Source organism: Longimicrobium terrae (assembly GCF_014202995.1).
In the GTDB taxonomy this organism is placed as follows: domain Bacteria; phylum Gemmatimonadota; class Gemmatimonadetes; order Longimicrobiales; family Longimicrobiaceae; genus Longimicrobium; species Longimicrobium terrae.
On the sequence record NZ_JACHIA010000004.1, the window covers coordinates 1 to 14,304 of the forward strand.

General features: G+C 70.2%; 13 protein-coding genes. 11 read left to right on the top strand and 2 right to left on the bottom strand.

The features are described 5' to 3' along the window. Window positions 1-229: 229 nt before the first annotated feature. Window positions 230-775 carry a DUF411 domain-containing protein gene (locus HNQ61_RS08830; RefSeq protein WP_205761660.1) on the bottom strand — a complete coding sequence of 182 codons (546 nt, stop codon included), beginning with the start codon at window positions 773-775 and terminating at the stop codon, window positions 230-232. A gap of 805 nt (window positions 776-1,580) precedes the next feature. Here HNQ61_RS08830 and rpsF point away from each other — a divergent pair. The 10 genes from rpsF to HNQ61_RS08880 all read left to right on the top strand — a co-directional run bounded on the left by rpsF (window position 1,581) and on the right by HNQ61_RS08880 (window position 11,336). Then, window positions 1,581-1,940, top strand: a complete 360-nt coding sequence (gene rpsF / locus HNQ61_RS08835; protein ID WP_184430714.1) for a 30S ribosomal protein S6 — start codon at window positions 1,581-1,583, stop codon at window positions 1,938-1,940. Next, window positions 1,927-2,163, top strand: coding sequence for a 30S ribosomal protein S18 (gene rpsR, locus HNQ61_RS08840; RefSeq protein WP_414678527.1), 237 nt, complete (start codon window positions 1,927-1,929; stop codon window positions 2,161-2,163). The genes rpsF and rpsR overlap by 14 nt, the downstream gene beginning before the upstream one ends. Window positions 2,164-2,184: 21 nt before the next feature. Continuing rightward, complete coding sequence (gene rplI / locus HNQ61_RS08845) at window positions 2,185-2,634, top strand: 50S ribosomal protein L9 (protein ID WP_170035587.1); 450 nt, start codon at window positions 2,185-2,187, stop codon at window positions 2,632-2,634. A 184-nt stretch (window positions 2,635-2,818) separates the two neighbouring features. Next, entirely contained in the window at window positions 2,819-3,223 is a 405-nt protein-coding gene (rsfS, locus tag HNQ61_RS08850; RefSeq protein ID WP_170035588.1) for a ribosome silencing factor, read from the top strand. A gap of 444 nt (window positions 3,224-3,667) precedes the next feature. Next, the gene (locus HNQ61_RS08855; RefSeq protein WP_170035589.1) at window positions 3,668-5,239 is read left to right on the top strand and encodes an SPOR domain-containing protein; all 1,572 of its coding nucleotides are present in this window, start codon (window positions 3,668-3,670) and stop codon (window positions 5,237-5,239) included. Beyond that, on the top strand, window positions 5,236-8,784 hold the full coding sequence (gene smc / locus HNQ61_RS08860) for a chromosome segregation protein SMC (RefSeq protein WP_170035590.1): 3,549 nt from the start codon (window positions 5,236-5,238) through the stop codon (window positions 8,782-8,784). The genes HNQ61_RS08855 and smc overlap by 4 nt, the downstream gene beginning before the upstream one ends. A 240-nt stretch (window positions 8,785-9,024) precedes the next feature. After that, window positions 9,025-10,083 (top strand): 3-deoxy-7-phosphoheptulonate synthase, encoded by a 1,059-nt coding sequence (aroF, locus tag HNQ61_RS08865; protein WP_170035591.1) that lies wholly within the window; start codon window positions 9,025-9,027, stop codon window positions 10,081-10,083. Further along, a complete protein-coding gene (locus HNQ61_RS08870) occupies window positions 10,064-10,468 on the top strand; it encodes a YraN family protein (protein ID WP_338088109.1) in 405 nt (134 codons plus the stop codon). Before aroF ends, HNQ61_RS08870 begins: the two co-directional genes overlap by 20 nt. Before the next feature lie 51 nt (window positions 10,469-10,519). Beyond that, complete coding sequence (locus tag HNQ61_RS29825) at window positions 10,520-10,771, top strand: DUF4160 domain-containing protein (protein ID WP_170036002.1); 252 nt, start codon at window positions 10,520-10,522, stop codon at window positions 10,769-10,771. Next, window positions 10,758-11,336, top strand: coding sequence for a DUF2442 domain-containing protein (locus HNQ61_RS08880; protein ID WP_170035593.1), 579 nt, complete (start codon window positions 10,758-10,760; stop codon window positions 11,334-11,336). Before HNQ61_RS29825 ends, HNQ61_RS08880 begins: the two co-directional genes overlap by 14 nt. Before the next feature lie 56 nt (window positions 11,337-11,392). Here HNQ61_RS08880 and HNQ61_RS08885 read toward each other — a convergent pair whose 3' ends face one another. Continuing rightward, complete coding sequence (locus HNQ61_RS08885; RefSeq protein ID WP_170035594.1) at window positions 11,393-11,557, bottom strand: hypothetical protein; 165 nt, start codon at window positions 11,555-11,557, stop codon at window positions 11,393-11,395. A 488-nt stretch (window positions 11,558-12,045) separates the two neighbouring features. Between HNQ61_RS08885 and dnaX the strand changes: the two genes are divergently transcribed. Further along, window positions 12,046-14,223, top strand: coding sequence for a DNA polymerase III subunit gamma/tau (gene dnaX, locus HNQ61_RS08890; RefSeq protein WP_170035595.1), 2,178 nt, complete (start codon window positions 12,046-12,048; stop codon window positions 14,221-14,223). Window positions 14,224-14,304: the final 81 nt, after the last annotated feature.

A 14,304-nucleotide genomic window follows, 5' to 3' on the forward strand; every position in this document is an offset into this window, starting at 1 on the left:
CTTCGATGCTGAGCATTGTGGTATTCTCGGGCTAAAGGACCGCCCAAGTGTACACCGAGCGCACCGAATGTATCCCGAAACTCACACCAAGCGTTTCAGTCGCCCCTGCACCGGGCTCCATCGAAGACGGAAAAGGCGCGGAACCGTGAACCGGTTTCCGCGCCTCTTCTCATCCATCCATCAACCAGAACACCGCGGAAAATCTCCGCGGCGCCTCATCCACCCAAGCTCAGTGCGTTTCGTAGACGGAGACACCGCCGCCGCGGCCCATTGCGATCACGTCGTACGGGTCCTTCACGGAGCCCATCTCCATTCCCTCCGAACCGCGCGGCATTCCGGGCACGGCCAGTCCGGCGATGTTCTGCGGCTTCTCGCGAAGCAGGCGCTTGACGGCTTCCATCGGCACGTGGCCCTCGATCACGTATCCATCCACCGTGGCCGTGTGGCACGACGCGAGGTGGCCGGGAACGCCGTGCTCCGCCTTGATGGGGTCAACGTTCGCCGTATCCACCACCTGTACGTTGAACCCGGCGCGCTGCGCATGCTCCACCCACGCACGGCAGCAGCCACAGGTGGGCGTCTTGTACACCACCATGCGCGGCCCCTGCGGATTCACCACCGGAGCGGCGGCTTCCTGCGTGGGCGCGGGTGCGGACGCCACGGTCTGCGAAGCCGCGTCAGGCGCGGGAGTGTTCTCGCTCGCGCCCGTCCCGCAGGCGGAGGTCATGGCCAGGAGCGCGGCGGCGGCCGAGCGGAAAGCGACAATGGATCGCATGGAAGTTCGACCTGGAAGTTGTGCGCAGCCCGCAAAGGCGGGGTCGGGCACGGGTACCCGCGAGCGGGCCCATCGTTCACCCGCGAACGCGGCCCGCACGGAAGATGACAGCGCGGCGCCAGCCCCGGCAAGCCCGCCACCGCTTCACGGACATGACGCGCGGGCAGCCGCGCCGAATCCGCGGCCCGGTGCCGTCGGTTGTGCCCGCGCTGAGTTCATCCGCGTTTTTTGGATGAGGATTATCGGTCGTTTCAAGCTGATAAGGCGGGGAGAAAGGCCCACATCAGAGCCGCGGGCCGGTGCCGATCGTCGCGCCCGCGCTGAGTTCATCCGCGTTTGGATGAGGACGATCGGCCTCTCCAAGCCGATGACAACGGGAGTGTGGCCGCATCAGATCCGCGGCCCGGTACCGATCATCGCGCCCGCGCTGAGTTCATCCGCGTTTTCGGGATGGAGATGATTGGCCGTCCCGGCTGATGGACGGCCCACGCACCACCTGCCGCGCGTCTGTTTACAGAGCCGGCCAACCGCAGCGCAGATGGCGCGGCAGACGACACGAAAGGCAGCCGGTCCGGCCGATCCTCATCCGCGTGAGCCGCACCTGGCCTGGCGCCGCGACGAGATCGCGCGCACCAGACACGGCGCGGTGCCCGGCGACAATCGCGCGGATGCCCGCGTGCGGTTGCCGAAACGTGAATTCAGTGCTATTATCTCCTGCTCCCCCGCAACGCGGGGGAGTTGTTTTTTACCAAACCTGCTCCGCGCGCACCGGCGCGGGGCCTCCTGTCCAAAGGGAATGGTGACCTTGAGGGACTACGAGATCGTGTACATTTTCGGCCCTGCGCTTGAAGAAGAGCAGGTAACCGAGCGGCTGGACCGCTTCCATGGGCTGCTTACGGGCACCAATGGCGGCGAGATCACCGCGACGGACCACTGGGGACGCCGCCAGCTGGCGTACGAAGTGGAAGGCCAGACCAGCGGCTACTACGTCGTGGAGCACTTCCGCGCGCCCGGCGAGGCGCTGCCCGAGTTTGAGCGGGCGCTGAAGCTTGACGAGAACGTTCTCCGCTACCTTGTGGTGGTGAACGAGGGCGACCTGCCCACCACGCCGGTGCCGCCCCGCGAGCGCCGCGAGGACGAGTCCGAAGACGATTCGGAGGGCTGAAGACATGCGTGGACGCAAGGTTTGCCCCATGTGTGAGGGCGCCGTTCGGAATATCGACTACAAGGACGAGAAGACGCTCGGCCGCTTCATCACCGAGCGTGGCAAGATTCTGCCGCGCCGGATCAGCGGCATGTGCGCTCGGCATCAGCGCCAGGTAGGCACCGCCATCAAGCGCGGCCGCTTCCTCGCCCTGATTCCGTACATTGCCGGTCACGAAGCGTAATCCCACAAAGGAGAAATCATCATGCAGGTGATCCTCAGGGAGCGCATCGAGGGCCTGGGCGCCGCCGGCGACGTCGTCGACGTGAAGCCCGGCTACGGCCGCAACTACCTGGTTCCGCGCGGTCTGGCGTACGAGGCCACGCAGGCCAACGTGCGCCGCATTGACGCGGAGCGCGCGGCGCAGACGCGCCGCGACACCGAGACGCTGGATTCGGCCCGCCAGGCCGCGTCCGCCATCGAAGGCGTTTCGCTGACCTTCCATGCCCGTGCGGGCCAGGAAGGCAAGCTGTTCGGATCCATCACCTCGGCCGACATCGCCGAGAAGCTGGCCGAGCAGGGCGTTCAGATCGACCGCCGCACCATCGAGCTCGAGGAGCCCATCAAGGCCCTCGGCGTCACCAGCGTCCCCGTTCGCCTGCACCCGCAGGTCCGTCCGGAGATCAAGGTGTGGGTGATCGCGTCCGAGGACTGATCCTCGGGGGCAGTCACCAGATGGAAAACGGGGCGGCGTCCGCACTGCGGGCGCCGCCTCACGCGTTCTGTTCAGGCCGGCGTGCGCGCACCGGCACCCGACTTGCCCCGCCGTGCGTGCGGCCCTCCTGCGGCCGCGCACCCGGATTCAATGATCGTGCAGGACTGGACCCGTTGGGAGACCGATGACAGATTCGACCCCCGCCACGACCACGACCCCCACCGCTCCGGCCGGGCCCGTTCCGCACGAGGTGGAGCGCGCCGTGGAGCTGCTGTTTGACCGCAAGGCGCTGGACGTGGTGCTGATGGACCTGCGCAACGTGTCGACGGCGACGGACTTCTTCATCGTCGCCAGCGGCACCAGCGACACGCACGTAAGCGCCATCGCCGACAACGTGGTGACGGAGCTCAAGGCCGAAGGCATCCGCCCGCTGAACGTGGAGGGCGAGCGCGGCGGCCGGTGGATCCTGATCGACTACTTCAGCTTTGTCGTTCACGTCTTTCACCCCGCGGCGCGCGAGTTCTACCAGCTAGAGCGCCTGTGGGGAGATGCGCCCGCGACGCAGATGCAGCCGCAGGGAAGTGCGTGAGTGCGTTAGTGCGGGGTGCGTGAGTGCGAACTGAAGTGCGAAGGTACGAAAGTAACTGAGCTTGCGCGGGCGTGCGCCGGCCGGTTTCGCATGTCTCGTACGTTGAAAGGCCCGCGATGCTCGCGGGCCTTTTCGCGTCTGGCGTTTGCCTCTCGGGGGCGAGTGTTGCTTCGCGCGGCGGAACGTCCGCCGCGCCACTCTTCCGTGACCTCCGTGCATCCTCCGTGACCTCCGTGTGAAACGGCAGTTCCTCACGGGCCCAGTCCGCACGGAACCGGACAGCGCCGCGCCTTTCGCATCCTGGCGTTCCACTCCAGCGATTCTGGGCGTCCCGGCGCGGCAAATGCTTGCGGTGCAACGAATCCGCGCTTTACTTTCCGGCCGGACCGGGGCCGCGGCCCCGTCTCGCCCCGCAGGCGCGCATTCGAACGGAATCTCAAAGCCATGACCGACCCGCATCACGCCGGCAATCAGGAACGCGGCGCACCCGCACCCACGTTCTTCGACCCGTCGTTCGAACGGCTTCCCGGCCCCGTGGCCGGCGAAACGGCCATGGCCGGACCCGTCCTGCTGCTGTTCGATCGCGACGCCGACCGCGACTGGGTCGCCGACGCCGCCGTGGCGCTCGCCACGGGTTGGCACGCCGCCGGACGCCGCACCGTGCTGGCCGACCTGTGCCTGGAGGACCCGTTCCTCAACGAGCGCATCGGGCTCCCCAACCAGGAAGGCGTCGTCGACATCTTTCTCTACGGCGCGTCGCTGGCCCGCAGTGCCCGCGTCGTCCCCGGCCGCGGCTTTCACCTGATCAGCGCCGGCACCTACACGCCGGACGCGGGCGAGGTGCTGCGCAGCCCGCGCTGGGACAAGATCGTGGCCGGGTTCCGCGACGCCAACGCGGCCATGCTGCTGTTCGCCCCGCTGGACGCGCCGGAACTGGGCGCGCTGGGCCGCTTTGCCGGTGAGTCCATCCTCCTCGGCAGCCCAGCCGCGGGCGAGGCCGCCGCGGCCGCGCTCCCCGGGCTCACGGTGCGCGCCTGGCTCGCCCCGCCGCGCGGGAACCCGGCGCCGCCGGTCACCGCCCCGCCGCGCGCCGCATCCCCCGTCTCCGCGCCGGCGGCTGCGCCCGCGGACCGCTTTCCGGATCCGGAGCCGGTGATGCCGTGGAACGCGCCCGCGGGCTCCATCCCCGTGCCGCCGCCCACCTCGCTTCCGGCCGACCCCGCGTACGCGCTGCCGGCCGAGAACGCCGCGCCGCGCGAGATCCCCGTGTTCGAGGCGGACCGGGTGGCGGAGCCGGTCGCCGCAAAGAAGCGCGGCGTATCGCCGCTGCTCCTCATCCTGCTGCTGATCGCGCTCCTTCTCGCCGCCGCCGTCCTCCTGGCGCCGCGACTGGGGCTCGCGCTGCCCTTCCTGGGCGGCGCCGAACCGGAGCCGGCGGCGCCCGTGGCCAAGTCTGCTCCCGCGCGCCCCGTCAGCGGCCCTCCGCAGCCGCGGGGGGCCGCGCTGCCGTACTCCGTCTTCGTCCAGAACCACCAGACGCCCGAGGCCGCCGAAGCCACCGCCGCGGAGGGCGCACGACGCTTTCCCGAAGTCCAGTTCTTTGTCTTTCCCGAAGCGCTCCAGGGCCTCACGTACTGGCGGGTGATGGCGGGAATGGCGGGCGACACCACACAGGTTCGGGCGCTGCGCGACCGGCTACTGGCCGCCAAGCTGGTGGACCCCGAGGACGTGAGCGGCCCGTACGACCTAATCCAGTCGCGTCCGGTCACCTACGCCGTCGGCGACTTCGCCGACGCACCGCAGGCGCGCGCGCGTGTCGCGGAGCTGGCGCAGAAGGGGATTCCGTCCTACGTGACGCCCGTTCCGTTCTCCGACGGCACGGAGCGGTGGACGGTCTACGCCGGCGCCTACCGTGACACCGCGGCCGCCAAGGCCATGGGCACCATGCTGCAGCAGGCGCGCATCCCCGCCAGGGTGGTGCAGCGCACGGGCAGGCCCCCCGCCGCCCCCAAATGAAGCTCCGCTCCCTCCAGCTCCACGGCTTCAAGTCCTTCGCTGACAAGACGGTTCTGGAACTGCGCGACGGCGTTACCGCCATCGTGGGCTCCAACGGCTGCGGAAAATCCAACACCGCCGACGGCGTCCGCTGGGTGCTGGGCGAAACGCGCGCGGGAGCGCTCCGCTCCGGCAAGATGGAAGAGGTCATCTTCCAGGGCTCCTTCAAGCGCCGCCCCCTCAACTACGCCGAAGTCTCGCTCGTCTTCAGCAATGAGGACGGGTCCGTCGCCATTCCCCAGACGGAAATCGAGATCGCCCGCAAGGTGTTTCGCGAGGGCGGCAGCGAGTACTACCTCAACCGCCAGAGCTGCCGGCTGCGCGACATCCACGACCTGCTGCGCGATACGGGGCTGGGCTCCAACGCCTATTCCATCATCGAAAGCGGGATGATCGACGCCATTCTCAGCGAGCGGCCGGACGAGCGGCGCGCGATGTTCGAGGAAGCGGCGGGGATCGGGCGGTACAAGGACCGGCGCAAGGCGGCGCAGCGGCGGCTGGAGGCGGCGGAGGTGGATCTGTCGCGGCTGAGCGACCTCGTCGGCGAGGTGGAATCCAAGGTGCGCGCCCTTTCCCGCCAGCGGCGCAAGGCGCAGCGGCACCTGGAGCTGCAGGCACGGCGTCTGGATCTGGAGATGGCCATCGCGCGGGCGGAGGTGGATGCGCTCGACCGCTCCATCGCCGCGGCCACGGCCCGGCTGGTCGCGCTGGAGCAGGCGGGGCGCGAGGCGGGAACGGAGCGTACCACGGCGGAGGCCATCGTCGCCGAGCGGCGCATCGAGGCGGCGGAGCTCACCCGGCGCCGCGGCGAGGTGGCCGCGCGGCTGGATGAGGTGCGGCGCCGGCTCGACACGCGCGAACGCGAGATTCTCCTCGCGGACGAGCGCCGGTCGCACGCGGAGCTGCGCATCGCCCAACTCGTCCGCGAGCGCGGCGAACTGTCCGAGCGCGCGGAGCGGATGGCGGCGGACGCCACACGGCTGGAAGGGGAGCGCGCCCGCGGCGCGGCGCGGCTGGAGGGTGTCCGCGAGCGGCTGGAGGCGCGGCGGGAGGAGAACGAGGCCGTGCGCGCGACACTGGCTTCTCACCGGAGAGCCAGCGAGGAGGCCGCCGCCCGGGCCCGCGACCTCGCCCGCGAGACCGCCTCGGCGGAGGGCGAGCGCGCCGCGGCGGACCGGCGGCAGACGGAGGCGGCGGAGCGGATTGCGCGACTGACCGCGCAGGAGGCGCAGATTGCCGCCAGCCTGCGGGAGCTGGAGGCGCAGACGGAGCTGTGGTCCGGGCAGAGCGAGGTGCTGCGCGACCGGCTGAACGCGGCGCTCGACGCGGCGGAGCACGCGCGCGAAGAAGTCCGCGTCCTGCGCGGGCGCGAGGCCTCCGTCCGCGACGCCCTGCGCGCGGCGGATGACCGCCTGTCGCGCCTGTCCGCGCAGGTGTCCGCGCGCGAGGCGCTGGAGCGCAGCTACGAGGGCTTCAGCCCCGCGGTGAGCGCCATCATGGGTCAGACCGAACGCTTTCCCGGCGTCCTAGCCCCGCTCGCCGACTTCGTGCGCGCGACCACGGAGGACGCGGCGGTTTCCGGCGCGGTGGAGTCGTTCCTGGGCGCGCTGCTGCAGGCGCTGGTCGTGCGCGACCTGGCCGCCGCGCGCCGCGTGCGCCGCTGGTTCCGCGACGAGTGGGACGGCGGCGGCACGCTCCTCCTCCTTCCGCTGGACGCGCCCGGCGTGCGCGAGGCCGTCGGTGCGATCCACTCCGCGCGGCTGGGCGTGGCGGGGCACGGCGAGGCGGCGGCGTGGGTCGACACCTTCCTCGCCGGCCTGACGCTGGTCGCGGGAGAAGATCCGCTTCAGGCGTATCCGGACGGCTCGCGCGTGGACGGGCTTGGCGACACGGTGGATCCGCGCGGCGTCATTCGCCTGGGCGAGCCCGTTTCCGGCGAAGGCATCCTGGCCCGGCGCGAGGCGCTGGCCCGGCTGCGGGCGGAGGTGGAGGAGGCGCGGGCCGATCACGACCGCCTGGCCGCGGACCGTGCCGCCGCCGCGGAGCAGGCCGCGATCTCAGAAGAGCAGGCGCGCGAGGCGGAGGAGTACGTCCGGCGGATGGAAGGCGAACTGCGGCAGATGGATGCGGACGCGGCGGCGCACGGCCACCAGCAGGGCCGCATCCGCCGCGAGCGGGAAGAGGTGGGCGTCGCGCTGGGGAACGCGAACAAGCTGGCGCGGGAGACGGCGGAGCGCATCGCCGCGCTGGACGCGCGCCTGGCGGAGCTGCAGCGTACGTGGTCCGATGTCGCCGCCGCCGCGCTGGCCACGAGTTCCGCCCTCACCGAACTGGACACCGCGTGGGAAGCCGCGCGCGACGAGGAAAGCGAGCTGCGAGTCGCCGCCGCCCGCGCGGAGGGCGAGCTCAAGGAACTGGACCGCGCGCTCGGAGCGGCCACGCAGGGCGCGGCGGGTGCGCGGGGCCGCGGGCGCACGCTGGAGGCGGAGGCGGAGGAACTGCGCCGCTCGCTGGAGGGATTGTCCGGCGTCCGCGACCGCGCGGGCGGCGAAGTCCAGGGACTGTTCGCGGACCGCGACCGCGAAGCCGCCGCCCTGGCCAACCTCGACACGCGCTTGGGCGAGCTGGACGTGGAGGTGTCGCGGGCGGAGGAGCGGGCGCGCGTTTCCCGCCGGCGCGAGACCGAAGCGGCGGAAGAGCGGCACCGTCTGGAACTGGAGCGCGCGGAGCAGGAAAGCCGCCGCGTCCGCGCGAGCGAGCGGGTGGAGGCGGAGTGGGGCCGCCCGTGGGAGGTGCTGCTGACCCAGGCCGCGCCGGTGGAGGAGGGCACGCCGGACGCGTGGCGCGCGGAGGTGCGCGAGGTGGCGCAGGCGGTGGACGCGCTGGGCCCCATCAACATGCTCGCCGTGCAGGAGCACGAGGAAGAGGACCGGCGGCTGAAGTTCCTGCTGGAGCAGCAGAGCGACCTCACCCGCGCGCGAGACGACCTTTCCAGTGCCATCCGGCAGATCAACCGCACGGCAAAGGAGGTGTTCATGGGCACCTTCAACGTCGTGCGCGAGAACTTTCACCGCACCTTTCAGTCGCTCTTTCAGGGCGGCGAGGCAGACGTGTGGCTGGCCGATCCGGACGATCCGCTGGAGTCGCCCATCGAGATCCACGCCTCGCCGCGCGGCAAGAAGACGCAGCGCATCCACCTGCTCTCCGGCGGGGAGCGCACGCTGACGGCGCTGTCGCTCCTCTTCGCCATCTACCTGGTCAAGCCGTCGCCGTTCTGCCTGTTCGACGAGGTGGACGCGCCGCTGGACGAGAGCAACGTGGGCCGCTTCATCCAGCTGCTGAACGACTTCAAGGCGCAGACGCAGTTCATCGTCATCACCCACAATCCCCGCACGATGGAAGCGGCGGACTGGATCTACGGCGTGACGATGGAGGAGCCCGGCGTGTCGACCATCGTGGGCGTGGAACTGGAGGGTGCGTGGCCGTTCGGCGAGAGGGTCGCATAAAAGAGCAGTGCCCGGTGCGCATCCAGCCTGAGTGGCACACGATCATGCGCGGAGCGTCTTTGCGGACGTCGTGCTTGATCCTGAGCACTTGCTTCTGTCGCTTCCGTCCTCTCCGCCGTTCCTTTGCCGCCACCTACCGCATTAAGCTTGTGCTTGTGCCCCCACGTTGCTAGACTCTGTGGCCCCGGATTGGTAGATTCATCCCCGCAGCTCCGCTCTCCCCAGAAGGAATCCAGACCCATGCTGGTGGTCATGAGACATGATGCGACGGCGGCCGAGATCGACGCCGTCGTCCGCACGATAAACGAACTCGGATACGAGGCGCGCCCCATCCCCGGAAAGATGCGCACCGCCATCGGCCTGATCGGCAACGATGGCAAGGTGAACGCCGACCGGATCGAGGCGCTCAACGGCGTGCTGGAGATCATTCACGTCTCGCAGCAGTACAAGCAGGTGTCCCGCGAATGGCGCGAGGAGCCCACCATCGTCACGCTCGACAACGGCACCCGCATCGGCGCTGGCGAGGTTTCGGTGATGGCCGGCCCGTGCTCGGTGGAGAGCGAAGAGCAGATCATCGGCATCGCGCACCGCCTGCGCGACGCGGGCGCCACCATTCTGCGCGGTGGCGCCTTCAAGCCCCGCACCTCGCCCTACTCGTTCCAGGGGATGGGCGAAGACGGGCTCAAGCTGCTGGCCCGCGCCCGCGAAGAAACGGGAATGTCCATCGTCACCGAGGCGGTGGACCCCGAAAGCCTGGACCTGGTGGTGGAGTACGCCGACATCGTGCAGATCGGTGCGCGCAACATGCAGAACTTTTCGCTGCTGCGCCGCGCCGGCCGGGCGGGGAAGCCGGTGCTGCTCAAGCGCGGGATGGCGGCCACCGTCAAGGACCTGCTCCTGTCCGCCGAGTACCTGCTGGCCGAGGGCAACGGCAACGTGATTCTGTGCGAGCGCGGCGTGCGCGGCTTTGACACGCACACCCGCAACCTGCTGGACCTTACGGCCATTCCGGTGGTCAAGTCGCTGTCGCACCTGCCCATCATCGCCGACCCCAGCCACGGCACGGGCCTGCGCGCCAAGGTCATTCCCATGGCGCGCGCCGCGGTGGCCGCCGGGGCCGACGGGCTGATGATCGAGGTGCACCCTGACCCGGAACACGCCATGTCCGACGGCGCCCAGTCGCTGTACCCCGACCAGTTCGAGGAACTGATGTCGCAGATCGCCGTGATCGCCGAAGCGATCGGGCAGCGCATGGTGGCCCCGCTTCCCGCCGTGGAAGGTGCCGCGGCGGCCGGGTGAGCCAACGCCGCCCCGCCCGTCCGGCGCCAACAAGGCGCTGGGCGACCGCGGGGAGGCCATGGCGGCCGCCTTTCTGGCGGGCCGCGGGTGGGAGATCCTTCACCGCAATTACAGAATCGGACACAGGGAGATCGACCTCGTCGCGCGCAGCGGCGAGGTCGTCGCTTTTGTGGAAGTAAAAACGCGCGGCGGGCTGGGCTACGGGCATCCCCTGTACGCCATCACCCGGGCCAAGCGGCGCGAGATCCAGCAGGTGGCGCAGGCATGGATCGACAACCACGGCGCCCCCGGCGACACCTACCGCTTCGACGCCATCGGCATCCTGCTCCCCGTGGGCGGCGAGCCCGTCATCGAGCACGTGGAAGACGCGTGGCGCCTGGGCTGAGCCGTCCAGGGAGCGCCACGCTTGCAGAAACCCAAGCCGTTGGGTTATCGTATGCCAGTCGTATTGAGAGAAGATGGATGGAAATTCGTCATTTACCCGAACGATCATCCGCCACCTCATGTGCACGTCCGCAGAGCGGGCGGGATCAGGGTAAAGGTGCTGCTGCCCCACAGTGGAGAGTCCGTGCGGATTGTCTGGTTTCGTGACGGGCCCCCTCTGGAGGCTGCCCGGGCGGGCCTTCTAGTCGAGAAGCACGCCGATGTACTACTCGCAGCGTGGGAACGGATTCATGGACTACCCTAGACTGACGGAAGAGGAATTTCTTGCTCAGGCGGAGGCCGCCCGCGGAGCCGACCGCATCGCCGAACTGACAGAGCCACGGGCGAAGTCGGTGAAGTACAATCGCGAAACCGGGCGGATCGACGTTGAGCTCAAGCTCGGTCATGCATTCTCGTTCCTGCCCAGCCTGTACAAGTATCTGGAAGGCTTTACGCCCGAGCAGCTCGCAGCTGTTGAGACGGATGACGTGGGAGATGGGCTCTTCTGGGAAGAACTGGACATGCACATCTCTACGGCGGGCGTGCTGGCGACCATCATGGGAGATGCCCTGCTGCAGGCGTTCGCCGGGCGCGGTGGTGCTTCGCGCAGCGAGGCCAAGGGGAAGGCGGCGCGCCTGAACGGCCGCAAGGGCGGCCGGCCGCGCAAGAAGGTGCGCCCGGCCGAGTATCCAACCGTCACCGGCTACGGCACGATGCAGCTGCGCGAGCCGGAGCACCCGTGGGGACAGGCGGATGACGAGCCCGGGGCCCCGCCATCGCCGGCGGAATCGTCCGCCGCGCCGGATTCTCCCGTAACGCGGGAAGGCTGAAACAGATCGGGGGCGGCGCATGGCGCCGCCCCCGATCTGTTTTCCCTGTCCATCCGTCAGCAGCAGCCCGTGATGTTGCATTCACAGATGTTGCGGGTCGGCTGGCATCCCACCGTCGCCGCCTGCACCGCCTCTACCGCCCTGTCCGACTCCGGAACGGCGTTCGCGACTTCGAACGTCGTGACGGTGAGCGATTCCGTGTCCATCCGCAGATTGGCCATCGTGGTCTCCTCGTGGGGAAAGTGACGGCTCGCCTTGGGGCGGCCGTGCGTTGCGGCGCGGCGGGTTCCGCGCTCAGCAGCAGAGCGTGTCGCAGTCCGAGATGCGGTACGACTGGCAACCGATCTGGGTGGCGCGCGGCGCGCGCCTTGTCGGCGGCGAGCAGATCGGTACGCGCGTCCGCGGTTTCGAACGAGGTAACCTCGAGGGCCTCCACGTTCATCTGAAGCCTGGGCATGGCGTGACTCCTCCTGTGCGATGTCCGGTCGGCGGACGCCGATTCACCCGCCGCCAATCCCCCGGAACGGGACGGCTGTAATCCAACGTAACGGCGGATAAGGAATGCCGCCAGTGCCCGGAGTGCCGTCGCGGAGCATTCCCGGCCCCGTTTCCCACGGCCGCCCGTCCACGCCGCCGCCGTTGAGGTGGCTTGCACGCCGGGCTATATTGCACGCTGTCAGAAGTTCACCCCGCGTTCCCCGGCAGTTCCGTGTCCCGCACCGCACTCGCACGCCGCTATCGTCCGCGCCACTTTGCCGAAGTGGCGACGCAGGAGCACGTTTCGCAGACGCTGCGCGCCGCCGTGCAGCGCAACCGCGTGGCGCACGCGTACCTGTTCTGCGGGCCGCGCGGCGTGGGCAAGACCACGCTGGCGCGCGTGCTGGCCATGGCGCTCAACTGCCCCAACCGCACGGAAGAGGGCGAACCCTGCGGCGTGTGCGACAGCTGCGAGCGCATCTGGGCGGGGCGCACCTCGCTGGACGTGGTGGAGATCGACGCCGCCAGCAACCGCGGCGTGGACGACGCCCGCGAGCTGCGCGAGCGCGCCATGTACGCCCCGTCGGAGGAAGACCGCTTCAAGGTCTACATCATCGACGAAGCGCATATGCTGACGCGCGAGGCGTGGAACGCGCTGCTCAAGATCCTGGAAGAGCCGCCCCCGCGCGTCATCTTCGTCTTCGCCACCACGGAGCCGCAGAAGATTCAGCAGGCGGCGCCGCCCATCCTGTCGCGCTGCCAGCGATTCGACTTCCACCGCATCGCCACGGTGGATCTGGTGGCGCGCCTGCGGACCGTGCTGGCCGCGGAAGGGATCGAGGTCGGCGACGAGGTCCTGCTTCCCATCGCCCAGAAGGCGGACGGCGGGATGCGCGACGGCCTGTCGCTGATGGACCAGGTCCTCAGCTTCACCGAAGGCGCGCCCACGGCGGATGACGTGCGTCGCATTCTGGGGCTGGTGGGCACGGAGGTGTTCCTTGAGCTGTTCGGCATCATCGCCGACCGGCGCCCGGCGGAGGTGTTCCGCTTCGTGGGCCGGCTGCTGGAGCAGGGATACGACCTGGCCGAGTTCTACCGCGGCCTGGCGGACTTCCTTCGCGTGCTGCTGATCGTGCGCCTGGACGGCGGCGAGGCGGAAGGGGTTCCCCATCATCTCGTCCCGACGGTGGCGGAGCTGGCGAACCGCTTTGCCCCCGGGGACCTGCTGCGTATGCTGGCGCAGGTGGCGGAACTGGACGCGGACGGCCGCTTCCGCAAAAGTGGTGAGCAGCGGATTCTGATCGAACTGCTGCTGCTGCGCTTTGCGTATCTGGAGAGCACCGTCAGCCTGGAAGACGTTCTGGCCGCGCTGGGGCGCGGGGGCGGCGACCCCCCGGGAAACTTCGCGGGCGGTCGTCCGTCGGCTCCTGAGCCGCGGGCCGGCCGCCCTTCCCAACCCACCGCGCCCCCCGCGCCCGCTCCCGCCGTGGAGCGTGCGGATGCGCGTCCGCCGGCGGTCGTTCCGCCCTCCGCGCCCGTCGCGGAGGTAAGGGCGGAGCCGTCTCCGATCGCGAGCGCGCCGGCAGCTGCCCCTCCGCAGGCGGCGGCGCCCGCACCGGCGATGGAGCCGCGGCGCGTGGAGGTGCCGGCCATCGCGCCTCGTCCGCAGGCCGCCGCTCCGGCCGCGCCGCCCGCACCGGCTCCGCGGATGGATCCGCCGTCGCGTTCGTTCGACAACCCGTCGCGCTTTATGGACGGGCCGCCGCGCTTTGACGACGAGCCGCCGCCGCCCCCGCCGGATGACCTGGAGGACGATGGGAGCGACTACGGCCCGCCGAGCCTTCCCTCCGCGGCTCCCTCGCGCGCATCCGGCCCGGCACCCTCCGCGCGTGCGTCTGCCCCCGCGTACGAGGACGCGCCGGGCCGGACGCCTGCTCCAGCGTATGCGGAGGCGCCGAGCCGTGCGCCGGCTCCGCAGATGCAGTCGGAGGCGCCCGTGGCGGCGGACTTGCCCCAGGGCGGCGCGCTGGACCTGCGGCGCGTGCGCGAGGCGTGGGCGGCCGTGCTGGAGTCGGGGGAGGGCATTCCGCCGGGCGGGCGGGCGCTGCTGCGGTCCGTGCGCCCCGAAGTCGGCGGGCCGGCGACCATCACCGCCGACGTCCTCCCCGTGGTGCTGGACCGGTTTGGCGGCTCCGGCGCGCAGCGTGCGTTCGAGGACGCGCTGGGCCGCAGGCTGGGGCAGCGCGTGACGGTGCAGTTCCGCGCCTCGGCCGCCGCCGCGGCGGCCGCGACCGGAGGGCAGCGCATCACCGCCGAAAGCGCTCGCCGCGACCGCCTGAGCCGGCTCATGGAGGGGGAACCGGTGCTGGCGGCGGCGGTACAAGCACTCGACCTGGAACTGCTGGACTGACGCGGATTTTCCTCCGCCCGTCCGCTTCTCTGGCGAAGCGGTCTGACGTTCTTTTTCCGCCTTGGCGGACCTGAATTCGAG